The following is a 17,726-nucleotide window of genomic DNA, read 5'->3' as shown; positions in this document are numbered from 1 at the left end:
CGTCGGGTCCCCGCCTCTCGGTGCCTGTGCAGCGCGTCTACCGCGGCACGCTACCGGCGGGTACGGCCGCGTCCGCCGCCAGCGCGTGCAGCGCGGTGCGCGCCATCAGCCGCACGCCGACCCCGATCGCCTGTTCGTCGACGTCGAAGGTGCCGCGGTGCAGGTCCAGCGGCTCCCCCGCGCCGTGCGTGCCGAGCCGGGCCAGCGCGATCGGCAGCACCTCGGCGAACCAGCCGAAGTCCTCCCCGCCCATGCTCTGCGGGGAGAGCGCGACGCCCTCGCTGCCCACGGTCTCCAGCGCCGCCGAGCGCAGCAGCGCGACGCTGCGCGGGTCGTTGACCACCGGTGGCACCCCGCGGACGTACTCGATGGACACCGCGGCGCCCGCGGTCCGGGCCACCTCGGTCACCAGCCGGCGGACCAGGTCCTCCGCCTCGTTCCACACCGACCGGTCCAGCACCCGCAGCGTGCCGCGCAGCTGGCCGGTCTCCGGGATCGTGTTGGCCGCGACCCCGGCGCTGACCGCGCCCCACACCAGCGACAGGCTGGAGCGCGGGTCGACCAGCCGGGACAGCAGGCCGGGCACCTCGGTGACGACCAGGCCCAGGGCGTGCACCAGGTCGACGGTGAGCTGCGGGCGCGCGGTGTGACCACCGGGCCCGGTGAGGGTGACCTCGACCCGGTCGCAGGCGGCGGTGATCGAGCCGGTGCGCAGGCCGACCCGGCCGACCTGCAGCGACGGGTCGCAGTGCAGCGCGAAGGCGCGGGTGGCGCCGGCGAGCACGCCCTCGTCGACGACCTCCAGGCCGCCGCCGGGCACCTGCTCCTCGGCGGGCTGGAACACGCACCGCACGGTGCCGGGCAGGTGCTCCAGCGAGGCCAGCGCCAGCGCGACGCCGAGCAGCACCGTGGTGTGCACGTCGTGCCCGCAGGCGTGGCACAGCCCGTCCCGGGTGGAGGCGTAGGAGACGTCCTTGAGGTCGGTGAGCGGCAGCGCGTCGATGTCGGCGCGGAGCACGACGACCGGCCCGTCGACGTCGCCGCCGACGTCGCAGACCAGCCCGGTGCCGGACTTCAGCCGCCGCGGCGCGAGCCCGGCCGCGGTCAGCCGCTGCTCCAGGAAGGCGGTGGTCTCGTGCTCGACGAAGCCCAGCTCGGGGTGGGCGTGCAGGTGCCGGCGGACGGCGACCAGCTCGTCGTGGTGGGCCCGCGACCAGGCGTCCACCGCCTGCCCGCGGTGGTCCTCGGCCGGGACGGTGGCCGGCTGTCCGGCGTCCCCGCTCACGGGCGGTCCGCCGTCGGCTCCGGCAGGCCGTCGCGCAGCTCGGCGAGCAGGCTGTCGACCACCGGCCGGAGGTCGCCGTCGTGCGCGGCCGCCACGGCCCGCTGCCGCTGGTAGGACGCGCCGGCGGCGAGCAGCCGGTGGGCGTCGGCGAGCTCGGACTCGCAGCCCAGCCGCTTGGCGACCGGCATCAGCTCCTCGACCAGCTCGGCGATCGCCTCGCGGACCGGGCGGACGGTGCCCTTCTCGTCGACGACGATGTCGGCGTCCAGCCCGTAGCGGACGGCGCGCCACTTGTTCTCCCGGAGCACCCACTCGGCCGGGGTGGGCAGCGTGTAGCCCTTGTCCAGCTGGCCGTCGAACTGCTCGACCAGGCACTGGGCGAGGGCGGCGACCACGCCGATCTCGTCGAGGCTGGGCAGCCCGTCGCACACCCGCAGCTCGACGGTGCCGAAGTCCGGGTGCGGCCGGACGTCCCACCACACCTCGCGGACGCTCTCGATCGCGCCGGCCCGGATGAGGGTCTCCATGTACTCCTCGAACTCGGCCCAGTCGGCGAGCTGGTGCGGCAGCCCGCCGGTGGGCATGCCCTCGAACACCTTGGTGCGGGCCGACGCCAGCCCGGTGTCGCAGCCGGCCCAGAACGGGGACGACGCGGAGAGCGCGAGGAAGTGCGGCAGGTACTGCGCCAGCGCGTTGACGATCGGGATCGCCTTCTCCGGCGCGCGGACGCCGACGTGCACGTGCACGCCGAAGATCTGCAGCCGCCGGGCCAGCCACTGCATCCGCTCGACCAGCTGGGCGTAGCGCTCCTTCGGCGAGATCTCCTGGGAGTCCCACCGGGTGAAGGGGTGGCTGCCGGCGCACATCACGCCGAGCCCGCGGCGCGCCGCGGCGGCCACCACCTCGTCGAGGGTGCCCGCCAGGTCGGCCTTGGCCTCCGCGACGGTGCTGCAGACGCCGGTGATGATCTCGATCGTCGACTGCAGCAGCTCGTGCTTGGCCTTGGGGTGCTCGTCCAGCCCGGCCGGGGTGAGCTCGGCCAGGATCTCGGTGGCCCCGGAGGTGAGCTCCCGGGTCTGCAGGTCGACGAGCTGGAGCTCCCACTCGACGCCGAGGCTGGCGCGTTCGGAGGAGTGGAAGTCGATTCTCACCCCGCGAGTCTAGGCAGCCCCGGCGGCCACCCGCCGGTCGATGACCTGCAGGTCAGCCGACCGGGGCCAGCGTCGGCGCGGGCCGGCGCTGCAGCCAGCGCTCCGCGGGCACGTGCCCGCGGACGAGCTCGACCACCCGCTCGTGGGCCTTCCTCCCGTACAGGTCCGGGTGGACGACGATCGAGCACAGGTTGCGGCCCACCACGACGATCCCGCGGGACCCGTCCACCGGCGCCACCGCCTCGACGGCCGCCCAGGGGATGCAGTGCACGTCGCCGTCGGCGTCCGCGTGGGCCAGCACCGCGTCGCTGACGACGAGGGTGAGCCGGGGCGCCCGCCGCAGCGCGCGGCTGACCGCCGGCGGCTGGAAGACGGTGCCGGCGGGCAGGCCGGGGACGACGTTGCAGGTGTACCGGCGCTCCACCGGGCCGGCCGGGCCGGCGTACTGCGCCCACTCCGGCACGTAGAGCAGCGCGCTGGCCCACGCCGCCCGGAGCGAGGCGACGACGTCGGCGGGGGTGACCGACCGCCAGGCGGCGAGCGCGTCGGCGACCGGCAGCGGCCGCATGCCGGTGACGGCGCTCTGGGCGGCGTCGGCGACGTCCGCGGTGGCCACGGCCTCCGGGTCGCCGTCGACGTCCTCCTCGAACCCGGCCAGCGCGTGCGCCAGCTCCTCGGCCGTGGGGCCGTCCTGGCACAGCGCGGAGAACTGCTGCCAGACGATGCCGGCGACGGGCGCCTCCTGGCCCTCCCGCGCGTCCACCCAGACCGCCAGCTCGCGCCGCTCGGGCGTGACGTCGAGCCCGGCCCCCTCGACGTGGTAGCTGAGCCCGCGGGCGTGCCGGGCGACGTCGCGCAGCCGCTCGCTGAGCACCTCCACGCCCATCCGCAGCGCGCTGTCGTAGGGCCGGTCGTCGGCCAGCAGCAGCCCGACGCCAGGGGCCTCCCCGGTGGTCCAGACCGGGCCCTGCTGCGGGCGGGGCACCGGCCGCACGCGCACCGGCACCGGCCCGCTGGGGAGCGGCAGCCGCAGGCCCGCGGGCAGCGTGCCCGAGCACCACAGCGCGGCGTTCTCCCGGACGAACCAGCGGGCGGCGTGCGCCTGCACCACCTCGGGGGTCAGGCAGTCCGGACCCGGGCCGTCGGTGACGGCGAGCCCCGGCCCGGTCAGCGCGTACCGGGCGGCCCACATCGAGGCGGCGGTGCTGTAGCCGGTGCCGCAGCTCTCCGCCTGCAGGACGCCGACCTCCATCGCCATCCGCTCCAGCGGCAGGTCCGACAGCGCCCGGCAGACGGCCTCGAGGAAGTCGCGCACCGCGGCCGGCCGGCCGGTGGCGAAGAACGTCGTGGAGTCGACGTCGGTGGTGGCGTTGCACTTGAGGTGCGACTTGGGCAACGCGCCCATGGCCAGGTGCTCGATCAGGTGGGTGACCTCGCGGGTCGCGAAGGTCTCGTCCCGGAAGCCCACCCCGAAGACCAGGCCGGCGGTGATCCGCTCGGGGCCGGGGGCGGAGAAGACCGGGACGCCGTCGACGTCGGTGCGCTCCATGACGTCGTTGTCGGCAGCCGGCGGCCGGTGTTGAGCGCTGACCCGCAGCGCGCTGGGCTAGTTTCGGCCCGTGAGCGAGCCGACCACCCCCGCCCCTGTCGACCCCGCTGCGCTGGCTGCCGAGGCGGCCGGGCAGCTGACCACGGCGCTCGGCGGCGGGCACGACGTCGCCGTCGTGATGGGCTCGGGCTGGGCCCCCGCGGCCGACGCCTTCGGCGAGACCCTGGCCAGCGTGGCGATCGGCGACCTGCCCGGCTTCGCGGCCCCGACGGTCACCGGGCACGGCGGCGAGATCCGCTCGGTGCAGGTGGGCGCGCACAAGGTGCTGCTGTTCCTGGGCCGCACCCACCTCTACGAGGGCCGCGGGGTGGAGCCGGTCGTGCACGGCGTCCGGACCGCCGCGGCCGCCGGGGTGCGCACCGTCGTGCTGACCAACGCCGCCGGGGGCCTGGCGCCCGAGCACCGGGTCGGCCAGGCGGTGCTGATCAGCGACCACCTCAACCTCACCGCGCGGTCCCCGCTGGTCGGCGCCACCTTCGTCGACCTCACCGACCTGTACTCGGCCCGGCTGCGGGCGCTGGCCCGGGAGATCGACCCGACGCTGGCCGAGGGCGTCTACGCGGCGCTGCCCGGCCCGCACTTCGAGACCCCCGCCGAGATCCGGATGCTGACCACCCTCGGCGCCCAGCTGGTCGGCATGTCCACCGCGCTGGAGGCGATCGCCGCCCGGGCCGCCGGGCTGGAGGTGTTCGGGCTGTCGATGGTCACCAACGCCGCCGCCGGGATCACCGGCGAGGCCCTGGACCACCTGGAGGTGCTGGCCGCGGGCAAGGCCGCCGCGGGCCGGCTGGGCGGTTTCCTGGTCGAGCTGATCGAGCGGATGCCGTGAGCGGACAGGGGCGTGAGCATCGCAGCGAGGAACGAGCGAGGAGCGGAGCGCCCCGCGGGAGCGAACCGTCGGACGCCGTGACCGGGGTGCTGGACGCGGCGCGGGCGTGGGCCGCGGCCGACCTGCACGAGGGCGACCGCGCGGAGGTCGAGGCGCTCGTGGCGGCCGGGGACACGGCGGAGCTGGAGCGCCGGTTCTCCGGGCCGCTGACCTTCGGGACGGCGGGGCTGCGCGGGCCGTTGCGCGCCGGGCCGGCCGGGATGAACGCCGCCGTGGTGGCTCGCGCCGCCGCGGGGCTGGGCCGGTACCTCGCCGGCACCGGGCAGGCCGGCCGCGGCGTGGTCGTCGGGTACGACGCGCGGCACCGCTCCGACGAGTTCGCCCGGGTGACCGCCGCGGTGCTCGCCGGCGCCGGGTTCGCCGTGCAGGTGCTGCCCCGGCCGCTGCCCACGCCGGTGCTGTCCTACGCCGTCCGGCACCTGGGCGCGGTGGCCGGCGTGATGGTGACCGCCAGCCACAACCCGCCGCAGGACAACGGCTACAAGGTCTACCTCGCCGACGGCGCCCAGCTGGTGCCGCCGGCCGACCGGGAGATCGAGGCCGCGATCGCCGCCGCCGGCCCGGCGCGCGCGCTGCCGCTCTCCGACGACTGGCTGACCCTCGGCGACGACGTCGAGGCCGACTACGTGGCCGCCGTGGTCGACGCGCTGGAGCCGGGCCGGGTCGCGCTGGCCGACCGGCAGCGGCTGCGGCTGGCCTACACCGCGATGCACGGCGTGGGGTCGGCGACCACCCGCCGGGTGTTCGACGCCGCCGGCTTCGCCCCGCTGCACGCCGTGCCCGAGCAGGACCGGCCCGACCCCGACTTCCCCACGGTCGCCTTCCCCAACCCGGAGGAGCCCGGCGCGGTCGACCTGCTGGTCGACCTGGCCGTCCGGACCGATGCGCACGTGGCCATCGCGGAGGACCCCGACGCCGACCGGTGCTCGGTGGTCTGCGACGACCGGCAGCTGACCGGTGACGAGGTCGGCGTCCTGCTGGCCGACTGGCTGCTGCGCCGCGGGGTGCGGGGCACCTACGCCCGGTCGCTGGTCAGCGGCTCGCTGCTGGGCGAGCTGGCCCGCGCCCACGGCGTGCCCGCCGAGGAGACCCCGACCGGCTTCAAGTGGATCATCCGGGCCGGGTCGGCCGAGGCGCCGCTGGTCTTCGGCTACGAGGAGGCGCTGGGGTACGCGGTGACCCCCTCGGTCGCGCACGACAAGGACGGCATCTCCGCCGCGCTGGCCGTCGCGCTGCTGGCCGCCGAGCTCGCCGCGGACGGGCGCACGCTGACCGACCGGCTCGACGAGCTGGCCGTCGAGCACGGCCTGTTCGCCACCGGGCAGCTGTCGGTCCGGGTCGAGGACCTGTCCCTGATCACCGCGGCGATGCAGCGGCTGCGGGCGTCGGCACCGGCGCAGCTGCTCGGCCGGCCCGTCGCGGCCACCGACCTCGCCGACGCCCGCCCCGCGGTGGACGCCGTCCGGCTGCAGGGCGAGGGCGTCCGGGTGATCGTGCGGCCCAGCGGCACCGAGCCGAAGCTCAAGGCCTACCTCGAGGTCGTCGTCCCGGTGACCGATGCCGCCGGGGTGCCGGCCGCCCGCCGCCGCGGGGCCGAGGAGCTGGACCGGCTGCGCACCGAGACCGCCGCGGCCCTGGGGCTCTGACCGCCGGTCACGAGGCGCCGCAGCTGCGCAGCACCGCCAGCACCAGCGCGCGGGTGACGGTCAGCACCTCGTCGAGCTCGACGGCCTCGTCCGGGCCGTGCGCCAGCCGGACGTCGCCGGGCCCGTAGTGCAGGGTCGGGATGCCGGCGCCGGCGTAGAGCCGCAGGTCGCTGCCGTAGGGGGCGCCGCGCTCCCGCGGCCGCGGCCCACCGGTGACGTCGGCGTGCACGTCGGCGACCAGCTCGCGGAGCCCTTCCCCCGCGGGCAGGTGCCCACCGGCGAACTGCCCCCCGGACCAGGACAGCACCGGCGGGTGGTCGCGCAGGAACGGGTCCCGCGCGGCCACCTCCGCGACGCACTCCGCCAGCTCGCGGCGGGCGTCGTCCGGGTCCTCCTCGATGCGCAGGCCGAGCCGGCCCTCGGCCGACAGCAGGTCGGGCACGCTGCTGGACCAGTCGCCGGCCCGGACCCGGCCCACGACGATCGGGTAGGGCACCGGGTACTCGCGCATCAGCGGCTCGACGGTGCGGTTGCGCCGTCCGGACAGCTCCGCCAGGGCCCGGTGCAGCGGCAGGTAGGAGTCCAGCGCGCTGTGGCCGGCGTAGGGCGTGCTGGCGTGGGTGGCCAGGCCGCGCAGCTCCAGGGTGAACGTGAGCGCGCCGGCCGCGCCGGTGACCAGCGTGCCGCTCGTCGGCTCGGTGATGATGCAGGCGTCGGCCGTGTGCCCCCGCTGCAGCGTGCCGAAGGCGCCCAGCCCGCCGTCCTCCTCGCCGACGACGAACTGCAGCGCGAGCCCCCGGTGCAGCCGCACGCCGGAGCGGACGATGGCCGCGTACGCCGCCAGGTCCGCCGCCACGCCGGCCTTCATGTCGCAGGCGCCGCGGGCGTGCACCCGCGTCCCCCGCCAGGTGGGCTCGAACGGGTCGCTGCGCCACTGCGACAGGTCACCGGCCGGGACGACGTCGACGTGCCCCTGCAGCACGAGCGCGGGCCGGTCGCCGTCGCCGTGCGCGGTGCCGACCAGGCCCCACGCCTCGCTGCGGTCGGCCTCGGTGCCCGGGAAGCCGGCGGTGGCGGCGAGACCGGGCAGGTCCAGCGGCCACAGGTCGACGTCCAGCCCGAGGGCGGTCAGCTGCTTGGCCAGCACGTGCTGCACGTCGGACTCCGCGTCGGAGCCGGTGACGCTCGGGACGGCGAGCAGCTCGGTGAGCGACGTGGCCAGCGCCTCGCGGTCGACCGCGGCCACCGCACGGGCCTCCAGGCTGGTCAGTGGCATCGGCTGCTCCCGCACTCGGTGGGCTGGTGTCCGCGCCGAGCGTAGGGAGCGGGACGTTTCGGACATGTTGCGGCGCGCGTGCGTCCATGCACCACTTCCTTGCTTTGTCAGGGAGCTGACGCAAGGAACTAGCATCACGGCATGGACGACATCGACCGCTCCCTGGTGTCCCGGCTGGTCAGTGACGGGCGGGCTCCCTACGCCGACCTGGCGCGGGCGGTGGGCCTGTCGCTGTCGGCGACGAAGCGCCGGGTCGACCGCCTGGTGGCCGACGGGGCCATCCGCGGCTTCACCGCCGTCGTCGACCCGCTGCTGATGGGCTGGGCGCTCTCGGCGTCGGTGGAGCTGTTCACCACCGGCACGGTGCCGGTCGAGCGGATGAAGCGGGACCTGGACGGGATGCCCGAGGTGGTCTCGGCCGAGACCGTGTCCGGCGGGGCCGACGCCGTCCTGCGGGTGGTCGCCTCCGACGCCCGGCACCTGGAGCGGGTGGTCAGCCGGCTGCGCGCCCTGACCTACGTGCAGCAGACCAACACGGTGCTGCTGCTGAGCAACCTGCTCTCCCGACCGACCCCGCTCACCAGCGCGGCCCGGTCAGCGGGCGGTCAACCCCAGTAGGGCGGCGCGGACGGCGGCGGGGTCGGCGGCCCCGACGGCGGTGCCGCGGGCGGCGGCAGCAGCGGCTGCTGCTGGACCGGGGCCGGGAACTCCGCCCAGCTGGGCGGCGGGCCGTAGGCGTTCGGCCGCGGGTCCCCGGGCAGGAAGCCGTTGAGCACCAGCAGCGCCACCTGCCCGAACACCGGGACGAAGGCCAGCAGCAGCCACCACGCGGACATGCCGCGGTCGTGCAGCCGGGTCGCGCTGGCCGAGACGGTGGCGGGGGTGGCGAGCAGCGTCACCGCCTGGAAGACCGGGCCGAAGCCCTGCTCGGCGTCCAGGATCGCGGCGAGGTCGCGGTTGCCCAGCGCGAGGTCGGCGGCGAGCGCCAGGGCGCTCAGCACCGCCAGCGGCACCGTGTACTGCAGCCACCAGGTGCGCCGGTCGATGCGCCCGCGCCGCACGTACCACTGCCAGAAGGTCACGCGCCCAGTCTCCCTGTTCCGTGCCCCCCACGGCGAGAGCGGTCCGTGGCGGGCGGGTCAGCCCCCGACCGTCTCCCGGCAGCCGGTGGCCAGGGCCCGCTGCGCGGCCGCCAGCACCCGGACGACGTCCCGGCCGAAGGCGGCGTCGCAGGGGTGCGCGCCGCCGGTCAGCGCCGCGGCCCGCAGCTCGTCGACGGCCACCCGGTGCGCCTCCACGGCGGTGCCGGACTCCGGCAGCAGCACCAGCCGGCCGGCGTCGCCGTGCACCCAGGTCTCGATGCCGGCGGCCAGGGGGGCGGCGGTCGCGGAGACCGTGACCGTGCTCGCCCGGCCGTCGGGGTGGTCGAGCACCAGGTGGACGGTGTCGCCCCGGCCGCGGCCGGCCTGCACCGCGGTCACCGGGCCCAGCGCCGGCACCAGCAGGGACAGCGCGTGCGGGCCGACGTCCCACAGCGCGCCGTGCTCGTGCCGCCAGGGCGAGTCGTCGAACGGCGAGCCGGCCAGCGAGCCGAGCCAGGTGACCGCACCGCCGGCCAGCGTGGTGCGGGCGGCCTGCTCCAGCCAGGTGGAGGTCGCCGTCCGGAAGCGGTTGGTGAAGAAGACCACCGAGGCGACGCCGGCCGCCTCGACGGCGTCGACCACCCGGTCGGCCGCGGCGGTCGTCAGCGCGACGGGCTTCTCCAGCAGCAGGTGCCGGCCGGCCGCGGCGGCGCGCTCGGCCAGCGGGGCCTGCACGTCGGGCGGCAGCGCGAAGCTGACCGCGTCGACGTCGGCGAGCAGCGCGTCGACGTCGTCGGTGCCCGGGACGTCGAACCGGGCACCGACCGCCTTCGCCTTGGCCAGGTCGCGCCCCCACACGCCGACGAGCTCGGCGTCGGGGTGGCCGGCCAGCGAGGTGGCGTGCACCTCGGCCGCCCAGAAGCCGGTGCCCAGGACGGCGAAGCGCACCGTCAGACCGAGCCGAACTGGCGGTCGCCGGCGTCGCCGAGGCCCGGGACGATGTAGGCGTGGTCGTCGAGCCGCTCGTCGACGCTGGCGGTGAACACCCGCAGCGGCAGGCCGCTCTCCTCCAGCCGCCGCAGCCCCTCCGGCGCGGCCAGCGCGCACAGCACGGTGATGTCGGTGGCGCCGCGGTCGGTGAGCAGGGTGCAGCAGTTCACCAGGGAGCCGCCGGTGGCCAGCATCGGGTCGAGCACGAACACCGCGCGGCCGACCAGTGACGCCGGCAGCGAGGCCATGTAGGGCTCGGGCTCGAAGGTGACCTCGTTGCGGGCCAGGCCGACGAAGCCCATCTGCGACTCCGGCAGCATGCCGTGCGCGGTGTCGGCCATGCCCAGCCCGGCCCGCAGCACCGGCACGATCAGCGGCGGGGACGTGAGCCGGTAGCCGGTCGTGTCGGTGACCGGGGTGGTGATCGGCTCCTCGGTGACCTCCAGGTCCCGGGTGGCCTCGTAGACCAGCATCTGGGTCAGCTCGCGCAGCGCCGCCCGGAAGGCGGCGTTGTCCGTGCGCTCGTCGCGCATCCGGGACAGGCGGGCGCGGGCGATCGGGTGGTCGACGACGGTCAGCTGCACGCCGCACACCGTATCGGCCCCGCCGGCCGGCGCCCCTCCCCCGCGGGACCGGGGCCCGCGGGGCACCCGGACCGGCCCGGGTCAGGGGCGGGCGTCGCCGGCCACGCGCTCGGCGTGGTGGCACCGCTCCTGGTAGGCGAGCAGGTCGGCCAGCTGCACCCGGCGGTGCCGGCGGGGCTGGTCGTAGGGGATGACGCCGGAGTCCAGCAGGCGCACCAGGGTGGGCCGGCTGACCCCGAGCAGGTCGGCGGCCTCCTGGGTGCTGAGCACCGGCTCGTGGCAGGACAGCGCCACCGGCCGCCCCTCGGCGAGGGCGGCCGCGGCCAGCCCGAGCACCTCGAGCAGCTCGGCGGGCAGCGGCAGGCGGCCGCCGGCCCCGTCGTCGACCGTCCAGGGTGCGCCGGCCGGCAGCGCCGCGACCAGCGCCCGCAGCTGCTCGGTGACGGCGGGGTCGGTGGGCGGGTCGACGGCGTGCTCGGCGGCGGCTGCGGAGTGCACGCCGGGAGCATAGGCCGGTTCGCTCACCAAATCGAACAAATCGAAAGGGGCTTGGTAGGGTGGCCGTGTCGCCGCGTCGTCCCCGACGGCCGAGGTGTCCCCCCGAGCCGCTCCTCCGTTCGACCCCGGGAGACGCATGACCGCACTGCTCGCCCTCCACCTGGTGGCCGCGCTGGCCGCACCCCTGCTCGTGCGCTGGCTGGGACGCTCGGCGTTCCTCGCCCTCGCCCTGGTGCCCGGCGCCTCCTTCGGCTGGGCGGTGGCGCAGCTGGGCTCGGTCACCGACGGCCGCGCCGTCACCGAGACGACGCCGTGGGTGCCCACCCTGGACCTGGCCGTCACGCTCCGGCTGGACCAGCTGTCGCTCACCCTGGCCGGGCTGGTCACCGGTGTCGGCGCGCTCGTGCTGGTCTACTGCTCCCGCTACTTCGAGCCCGGCGACGAGGGCCTGGGCCGGTTCGCCGGCAACCTGACCGCCTTCGCCGGCTCCATGCTCGGCTTGGTCCTGGCCGACGACATGCTCCTGCTCTACGTGTTCTGGGAGCTCACCACCGTCTTCTCGTTCCTGCTGATCGGTGGCTCCGGCCGTCGGCTCGCCGGACGACGGGCGGCCAGCCAGGCGTTGATCCTGACCACGGCCGGCGGGCTGGCGATGCTGGTCGGGGTGATCCTGCTGGGCGAGGCCACCGGCAGCTACCTGCTCTCCGAGGTCGTCGCCGACCCGGGCAGCGGACCGCTCGTGGTCACCGGCGCGGTGCTCGTGCTGGTCGGGGCTGTCACCAAGTCGGCGATGGTGCCCTTCCACTTCTGGCTGCCCGCCGCCATGGAGGCCCCGACACCGGTCAGCGCGTACCTGCACGCCGCGGCGATGGTGAAGGCCGGCATCTACCTGGTCGCCCGGCTGGCCCCCGGCCTGGCCGACGTCCCGGGGTGGCGGCCGATCGTGATCGGCCTGGGCCTGGCCACGATGCTGGTCGGCGGCTACCGGGCGCTGCGGCAGAACGACCTGAAGCTGCTGCTGGCCTTCGGCACGGTCAGCCAGCTGGGCTTCCTGATGGTGCTGGTCGGCGCCGGCAGCGCCGAGCTGGCCGCCGCCGGGCTGGCGATGACCATCGCGCACGCGCTGTTCAAGTCCACCCTCTTCCTCACCGTCGGCGTCATCGACCACGCCACCGGCGTCCGCGACCTGCGCCGGTTGTCCGGGCTGGGCCGGCGGCTGCCGGTGCTCGCGGTGATCGGGACGCTGGCCGCCGCCTCGATGGCCGGCCTGCCGCCGCTGCTGGGCTTCGTCGGCAAGGAGGCGGCCTTCACCGCCCTGTGGGACGGCGGGCTGCCCGACCGCACCGCCGCGGTGCTGGTGCTCGCCGGCCTGGTCACCGGCTCCGTGCTCACCGTGGCCTACTCCGCCCGGTTCCTGTGGGGGGCGTTCGCCCGCAAGCCCGGACTGGCCGCCACCGAGCCGGCCGAGCTCGTGCACCCGCCCGGCGCGCTGTTCCTGGCCGCGCCCGCGGTGCTGGCGCTGACCGGTCTGGTCGCCGGACCGGCGAGCCCGCTGCTCGACCCGCTGGTCAGCGGGTACGCCGGGTCGCTGCCGCTGGTCGCGGCGGAGGCCGAGCACCTGGCGCTGTGGCACGGCGTGCAGCCGGCGCTGGCGCTGTCCGCGCTGACCGTGCTCGGCGGCCTCGCGGTGTTCGCGCTGCGCGCCCGGGTCGGCCGGCTGCAGCAGCGGCTGGCCGTGGGCGCCTCCGCCGACGAGGGCTACTGGAACACCATGCAGGCGCTGGACCGCTTCTCGGTCCTGGTCACCGGCACCACCCAGCGCGGCTCGCTGCCGGCCTACCTCGGCACCATCCTCGTCGTCGTGCTGGCCCTGCCCGGCTCGGTGCTGGTGTTCCGGGCGCCGTGGCCGGACGAGTGGCGGGCCTGGGACACCCCGGTGCAGGCGCTGGTCGGTGCCGCCGCGCTGATCGCCGCGGTGCTGGCCATCCGGATCCGCCAGCGGCTGTCCGCGGTGCTGGTCGTCGGGGTCACCGGCTACGCGCTGGGCGTGCTGTTCATCCTGCAGGGCGCGCCCGACCTGGCGCTGACCCAGTTCCTGGTGGAGACCCTCACCCTGGTCACCTTCGTCCTGGTGCTGCGCAAGCTGCCCAAGGACATCACCGAGCGGCACCGCCCGCGGGAGCGCGCCGTCCGCGGGGTCATCGCCGTCTGCGTCGGGGCCTTCATGGCCGCCGTCGGGGCGGTCGCGCTGGCCAGCCGCACCGCCGAACCGGTGTCGGTCGACTACCCCGCCGAGGCCTACGAGTTCGGCGGCGGGCAGAACATCGTCAACGTCACCCTGGTCGACATCCGCGCCTGGGACACCCTCGGCGAGCTCTCGTTGCTGGTCGTGGCCGCTACCGGGGTCGCCAGCCTGGTCTTCCTGCGCCGCCGCACCGGCGCGGTCGAGCGCGCCGGTGACCAGGTCGCGCAGCCGCAGCCGCAGCCCCGGGCCCGCTGGGCGCCGCGCAGCCGCTGGCTCGCGGCCAGCGAGCTGCTGCCGCCGCAGCGCCGGTCGGTGGTGCTCGAGGTCGTCACCCGGATCCTGTTCCACACGATCGTCGTGTTCTCCCTGTACCTGCTGTTCACCGGGCACAACCAGCCCGGCGGCGGCTTCGCCGGCGGGCTGGTGGCCGGGCTGGCCCTGGTGCTGCGCTACCTGGCCGGCGGCCGGTACGAGCTGGGCGAGGCCGCTCCGGTCGACCCCGGGCTGCTGCTGGGCGCCGGGCTGCTGTTCTCCGGTGTCACCGGGGTCGGTGGGCTGGTGCTCGGGGCCGAGGTGCTGCAGACCGCGATCCTGGAGACGACCCTGCCGGTGCTCGGCGACGTCAAGCTCGTCACCTCGCTCTTCTTCGACATCGGGGTCTACCTGATCGTGCTGGGCCTGGTGCTCGACATCCTGCGCAGCCTGGGCGCCGAGCTGGACCGCCAGGTCGACGAGGACGACCCCATCGACTCCACCCCCGAGGAGGTGATCGTCCGATGACCCCCACCGTCGTGCTCCCGGTGGTCATCGGTGGCCTCTACGCCGCCGGCGTCTACCTGCTGCTGGACCGCAGCCTCACCCGGGTGCTGCTCGGCTTCGTGCTGCTGGGCAACGCCACCAACCTGCTGCTCTTGTCCTCCGGCGGGGTCGCGGGCCTCGCCCCGATCCTGGGCGTCGCCGAGCCGGAGGAGATGAGCGACCCGCTGCCGCAGGCCCTCGTGCTCACCGCGATCGTGATCACCTTCGGCATCTCGGCGTTCCTGCTGGCGATGATCTACCGCTCCTGGCGGCTGGTCCGCCAGGAGGTCGTGGGCATCGACGAGGAGGACCGCCGGGTCGCCGCCCGCGAGGCGATGGACGCCGACGACCTCGACCCCGACGACCTGGACCCGGACGACCGGCCGGCCGCGCACGCCGACAGCCTGCACCCCGGCCGCACGGACACCGAGCACGTCGACGCCGCGCTGCGCCGGCGGCACCCCGGCATCGCCTCGGACGACGTCGACCTGCCCCCGACCCAGCGGAGCCGCTCGTGACCAGCGTCCTGACCCCCCTGCCGGTGCTGCTGCCGCTGCTGGGCGCCGCCGGTGCGCTGCTGGTCGGCCGGCACCCCCGCACCCAGCGGACGCTCAGCATCCTGGTGCTGACCGCGGTGCTCGCCGTCTCGGTGGCGCTGCTGCTGCTGGCCGACGAGAACGGCGCCGAGGCGGTGTCCGTCGGCGGCTGGCCGGTGCCGCTGGGCATCGTGCTGGTCGTCGACCGGCTGTCGGCGCTGATGCTGGTGGTCGCCAGCACCGTCGCCCTCGGGGTGCTCGTGTTCGCCGTCGGGCAGGGCTCGGCCGACGGCGACGAGGAGACGCCGCTGTCGATCTTCCACCCCACGTTCCTGGTGCTGATCGCCGGCGTGAGCAACGCCTTCCTGGCCGGCGACCTGTTCAACCTCTACGTCGGCTTCGAGATCCTGCTGACCGCCAGCTACGTGCTGCTGACCCTGGGCGGCTCGGCGCCGCGGATCCGGGCCGGCATCACCTACATCGTGGTCAGCCTGCTCAGCTCGCTGCTCTTCCTGGCCGCGATCGCGCTGGTCTACGCCTCGACCGGCACGGTCAACATGGCGCAGCTCGCCGTCCGGCTGGCCGAGCTGCCCGAGGGCACCCAGCTGCTGCTGCAGTCGATGCTGCTCATCGCCTTCTGCATCAAGGCCGCGGTGTTCCCGCTGTCGGCGTGGCTGCCCGACAGCTACCCGACCGCCCCGGCGCCGGTCACCGCGGTGTTCGCCGGCCTGCTCACCAAGGTCGGTGTCTACGCGGTCATCCGCACCCAGACGCTGCTGTTCCCCAGCGGCGCGCTGGACGACGTGCTGATGTGGGCGGCGCTGGCCACGATGGTCATCGGCATCCTCGGCGCGGTCGCGCAGACCGACATCCGGCGGATCCTGTCGTTCACCCTGGTCAGCCACATCGGCTACATGGTGTTCGGCATCGCCCTCGGGACGACGGCCGGGATGGCCGGGGCGGTCTTCTACGTGGCCCACCACATCGCCATCCAGACGACGCTGTTCCTGGTGGCCGGACTGGTCGAGCGGCAGGGCGGGTCGACGTCGGTCGACCGGCTCGGCGGGCTGGCCAGGTCCGCGCCGCTGCTGGCGCTGCTGTTCTTCGTGCCGGCGATGAACCTCGCCGGCATCCCGCCGCTCTCGGGGTTCATCGGCAAGCTCGGGCTGCTGGAGGCCGGGGTCGACGAGGGCAGCTGGCCGGCGATGGTGCTGGTCGGGGGCGGCGTGCTGACCAGCCTGCTCACCCTGGTCGCCATCTCCCGGGTGTGGACCCGGGCGTTCTGGCGGCCCGCGGCCGCCGAGCCCGCCGCCGACACCGCGCGGGCCGCCGCCTCCGACGCCGGCCCGGACACCACGCCGGACACCACGCCGGACACCACGCCGGAGCCCGCGCCGGAGCCGGTCGGGGTGGCGGCGGCGAACGGGGCGGCGTCCCCGGCCCCGTCGGCCGGCCGGGGACGGCGCACCCGGGCCGCCGCGCGGGAGCGGGCCTGGGCCCGGCACACCGCCGTCGCCACCGCGACCACGCCGAGCGAGGACGGGTTCGGTGACGGCTCCCGGGGCCGCCGTCCCGGCCCGGAGCAGCCGCTCCCCGGGGTGATGCTCGGCGCGACGATGGCCATGGTCGCGGTGACCGCCGCCCTGACCGTCGTCGCCGGCCCGCTCTACGGCTACACCGACCGCGCCGCCGCCGACCTCTGGGACCGCACCCCGTACCTGGAGTCGGTGCTCGGCGAGCGGAACGCGCCGTGACCGCCCCCGAGGTCGCGCTGCGCCGGCTCCGCGACCAGGTGCCGCTGCTGGTCGGCCTGGTGCTGGTCTGGAACCTGCTGTGGGGCACCTGGTCCTGGGCGAACCTGATCTCCGGCACCGTCGTGGCGCTCGCCGTCACCTGGCTGCTGCCGCTGCCCCCGGTCACCGGGGGCGTCTCCTTCCACCCGGCCGGGGTGCTGCGCTACCTGGGCCGGTTCGTGCTCGACCTGGCGGTGTCCAGCGCCCAGGTGTCCTGGGACACGCTGCGGCCCAGCGGGCTCCGGTACGGCGCGATCATCTCGGTCCGGCTGCGCACCGACTCCGACCTGCTGCTCACCATGGTCACCGAGACGCTGTGCCTCACGCCCGGCTCCATCGTCATCGACCTGGACCGGGAGGCCCGCACCATCGCGCTGCACCTGCTGTCCGTGCGGGACGAGGCGGAGGTCGAGGCGCAGCGCGCGGCGGTGCTGGCCACCGAGGACCGCGTGGTGCGCGCCTTCGGCTCGGCCGCCGACATCGCGGCGCTGGACGCTGACCCCGACCCGCAGCCCGACCCGTCGGGACGCCGTCCGGACCGGAGGACCACGTCATGATCGTCGTCTCGGCACTGGTCTTCGCGATGCTGGGCACCGGCGTGCTGCTCGCCCTGGTGCGCCTCGCGCGCGGTCCGTCGCTGCTGGACCGGGTGGTCGCCACCGACGCCCTGCTGGTGATCATCTCCGCGGGGCTGGCGGTCTACGCCGCGCTCACCCGCAACCCCACCGTCGTCCCGGTGCTGGTCGTGGTCGCGCTGCTCGGCTTCGTCGGCTCGGTGTCGGTGGCCCGCTACATCGGCGGCATGCTGCTGGAGTCGGCGGACGACGGCCAGGACGTCGGGCTCCCGCCGGCGGCCGAGACCGCAGTCGAGAGCCGGACGACGTCCGAGGGAGGACCGACGTGAACGACGTGGACTCCGTGGCCGACGTGGTCGCCATGGCCTGCCTGCTGGTCGGGGCCTTCCTCTGCCTCACCGCGGGGCTGGGGCTGGTGCGCTTCCCGGACGTGCTGTCCCGGATGCACGCCGGCACCAAGCCGCAGACCGCCGGCGTGCTGCTGATCATGGTCGGCGCGGCCATCCGGCTGACCGGCGCGTCGGTCACCTGGATGCTGCTGCTGGTCGCCCTGTTCCAGCTGGTCACCGCGCCGGTGAGCGCCCACATGGTCAGCCGGATCGCCTACCGCCGCCGGCACGTCCGCCGCGACCTGCTGCTGGTCGACGAGCTCGGCCTGGTCCCCGACCAGGCCGGCGCCCCGCGCGGCGACGAGCCGGCCGACGGCGACGCCCGGACCGGGCGCTGACGCACGGGTCGTCCGGCCACCGCCGCCGGGAGTGGAGAATGC

General features: G+C 75.7%; 17 protein-coding genes. 9 read left to right on the top strand and 8 right to left on the bottom strand.

The window, feature by feature from the left end; all coding sequences use genetic code 11:
- Positions 1–37: 37 nt before the first annotated feature.
- Genes HL054_RS14410 through HL054_RS14400 form a run of 3 tightly spaced genes read right to left on the bottom strand, consistent with a single transcriptional unit; the run spans position 38 to position 3,985 of the window.
- On the bottom strand, positions 38–1,285 hold the full coding sequence (locus tag HL054_RS14410; RefSeq protein WP_369139681.1) for an amidohydrolase: 1,248 nt from the start codon (positions 1,283–1,285) through the stop codon (positions 38–40).
- Positions 1,282–2,436 (bottom strand): glutamate--cysteine ligase, encoded by a 1,155-nt coding sequence (locus tag HL054_RS14405; RefSeq protein WP_369139680.1) that lies wholly within the window; start codon positions 2,434–2,436, stop codon positions 1,282–1,284. Before HL054_RS14405 ends, HL054_RS14410 begins: the two co-directional genes overlap by 4 nt.
- Before the next feature lie 52 nt (positions 2,437–2,488).
- Positions 2,489–3,985 carry a hypothetical protein gene (locus tag HL054_RS14400; RefSeq protein ID WP_369139679.1) on the bottom strand — a complete coding sequence of 499 codons (1,497 nt, stop codon included), beginning with the start codon at positions 3,983–3,985 and terminating at the stop codon, positions 2,489–2,491.
- A 70-nt stretch (positions 3,986–4,055) separates the two neighbouring features.
- Here HL054_RS14400 and HL054_RS14395 point away from each other — a divergent pair, with 70 nt between their 5' ends.
- Both HL054_RS14395 and HL054_RS14390 read left to right on the top strand, forming a co-directional pair.
- Positions 4,056–4,874: a purine-nucleoside phosphorylase gene (locus HL054_RS14395; RefSeq protein WP_369139678.1), complete on the top strand. Its 819-nt coding sequence runs from the start codon at positions 4,056–4,058 to the stop codon at positions 4,872–4,874.
- A 77-nt stretch (positions 4,875–4,951) separates the two neighbouring features.
- Positions 4,952–6,580, top strand: a complete 1,629-nt coding sequence (locus tag HL054_RS14390) for a phospho-sugar mutase (RefSeq protein WP_369139677.1) — start codon at positions 4,952–4,954, stop codon at positions 6,578–6,580.
- Between the two features lie 7 nt (positions 6,581–6,587).
- Here HL054_RS14390 and HL054_RS14385 read toward each other — a convergent pair whose 3' ends face one another.
- Positions 6,588–7,856: an ArgE/DapE family deacylase gene (locus HL054_RS14385; RefSeq protein ID WP_369139676.1), complete on the bottom strand. Its 1,269-nt coding sequence runs from the start codon at positions 7,854–7,856 to the stop codon at positions 6,588–6,590.
- Positions 7,857–7,997: 141 nt separating this feature from the next.
- On the opposite strand from HL054_RS14385, the gene HL054_RS14380 reads away from it, so the two are divergent.
- Positions 7,998–8,474 carry an Lrp/AsnC family transcriptional regulator gene (locus HL054_RS14380; protein WP_369139675.1) on the top strand — a complete coding sequence of 159 codons (477 nt, stop codon included), beginning with the start codon at positions 7,998–8,000 and terminating at the stop codon, positions 8,472–8,474.
- Here the strand turns inward: HL054_RS14380 and HL054_RS14375 are convergent.
- From HL054_RS14375 to HL054_RS14360, 4 genes are all read right to left on the bottom strand, one after another.
- Positions 8,462–8,938: a DUF805 domain-containing protein gene (locus HL054_RS14375; protein ID WP_369139674.1), complete on the bottom strand. Its 477-nt coding sequence runs from the start codon at positions 8,936–8,938 to the stop codon at positions 8,462–8,464. The genes HL054_RS14380 and HL054_RS14375 overlap by 13 nt on opposite strands.
- Before the next feature lie 57 nt (positions 8,939–8,995).
- A complete protein-coding gene (locus HL054_RS14370; RefSeq protein WP_369139673.1) occupies positions 8,996–9,886 on the bottom strand; it encodes a Gfo/Idh/MocA family protein in 891 nt (296 codons plus the stop codon).
- A 2-nt stretch (positions 9,887–9,888) separates the two neighbouring features.
- Positions 9,889–10,512: a uracil phosphoribosyltransferase gene (gene upp / locus HL054_RS14365; protein WP_369139672.1), complete on the bottom strand. Its 624-nt coding sequence runs from the start codon at positions 10,510–10,512 to the stop codon at positions 9,889–9,891.
- 81 nt (positions 10,513–10,593) lie between these two features.
- A complete protein-coding gene (locus HL054_RS14360) occupies positions 10,594–11,010 on the bottom strand; it encodes a helix-turn-helix domain-containing protein (RefSeq protein ID WP_369139671.1) in 417 nt (138 codons plus the stop codon).
- 136 nt (positions 11,011–11,146) lie between these two features.
- Between HL054_RS14360 and HL054_RS14355 the strand changes: the two genes are divergently transcribed.
- From HL054_RS14355 to mnhG, 6 genes are read left to right on the top strand one after another with little or no spacing between them, the layout of a single operon-like run.
- Positions 11,147–14,035 (top strand): Na+/H+ antiporter subunit A, encoded by a 2,889-nt coding sequence (locus tag HL054_RS14355; RefSeq protein ID WP_369139670.1) that lies wholly within the window; start codon positions 11,147–11,149, stop codon positions 14,033–14,035.
- Positions 14,032–14,571 carry a Na(+)/H(+) antiporter subunit C gene (locus HL054_RS14350; protein ID WP_369139669.1) on the top strand — a complete coding sequence of 180 codons (540 nt, stop codon included), beginning with the start codon at positions 14,032–14,034 and terminating at the stop codon, positions 14,569–14,571. The genes HL054_RS14355 and HL054_RS14350 overlap by 4 nt, the downstream gene beginning before the upstream one ends.
- Positions 14,568–16,343 carry a Na+/H+ antiporter subunit D gene (locus HL054_RS14345; protein WP_369139668.1) on the top strand — a complete coding sequence of 592 codons (1,776 nt, stop codon included), beginning with the start codon at positions 14,568–14,570 and terminating at the stop codon, positions 16,341–16,343. Before HL054_RS14350 ends, HL054_RS14345 begins: the two co-directional genes overlap by 4 nt.
- Complete coding sequence (locus tag HL054_RS14340) at positions 16,340–16,939, top strand: Na+/H+ antiporter subunit E (RefSeq protein WP_369139667.1); 600 nt, start codon at positions 16,340–16,342, stop codon at positions 16,937–16,939. The genes HL054_RS14345 and HL054_RS14340 overlap by 4 nt, the downstream gene beginning before the upstream one ends.
- The gene (locus tag HL054_RS14335) at positions 16,936–17,286 is read left to right on the top strand and encodes a monovalent cation/H+ antiporter complex subunit F (RefSeq protein WP_369139666.1); all 351 of its coding nucleotides are present in this window, start codon (positions 16,936–16,938) and stop codon (positions 17,284–17,286) included. Before HL054_RS14340 ends, HL054_RS14335 begins: the two co-directional genes overlap by 4 nt.
- On the top strand, positions 17,283–17,684 hold the full coding sequence (mnhG, locus tag HL054_RS14330; protein WP_369139665.1) for a monovalent cation/H(+) antiporter subunit G: 402 nt from the start codon (positions 17,283–17,285) through the stop codon (positions 17,682–17,684). Before HL054_RS14335 ends, mnhG begins: the two co-directional genes overlap by 4 nt.
- Positions 17,685–17,726: the final 42 nt, after the last annotated feature.

This window comes from Modestobacter versicolor, assembly GCF_041028285.1.
In the GTDB taxonomy this organism is placed as follows: Bacteria; Actinomycetota; Actinomycetes; order Mycobacteriales; family Geodermatophilaceae; genus Modestobacter; species Modestobacter versicolor_A.
The sequence above is the reverse complement of the archived record's forward strand: the minus strand, read 5'-3'. Positions and strand labels throughout refer to the sequence as shown.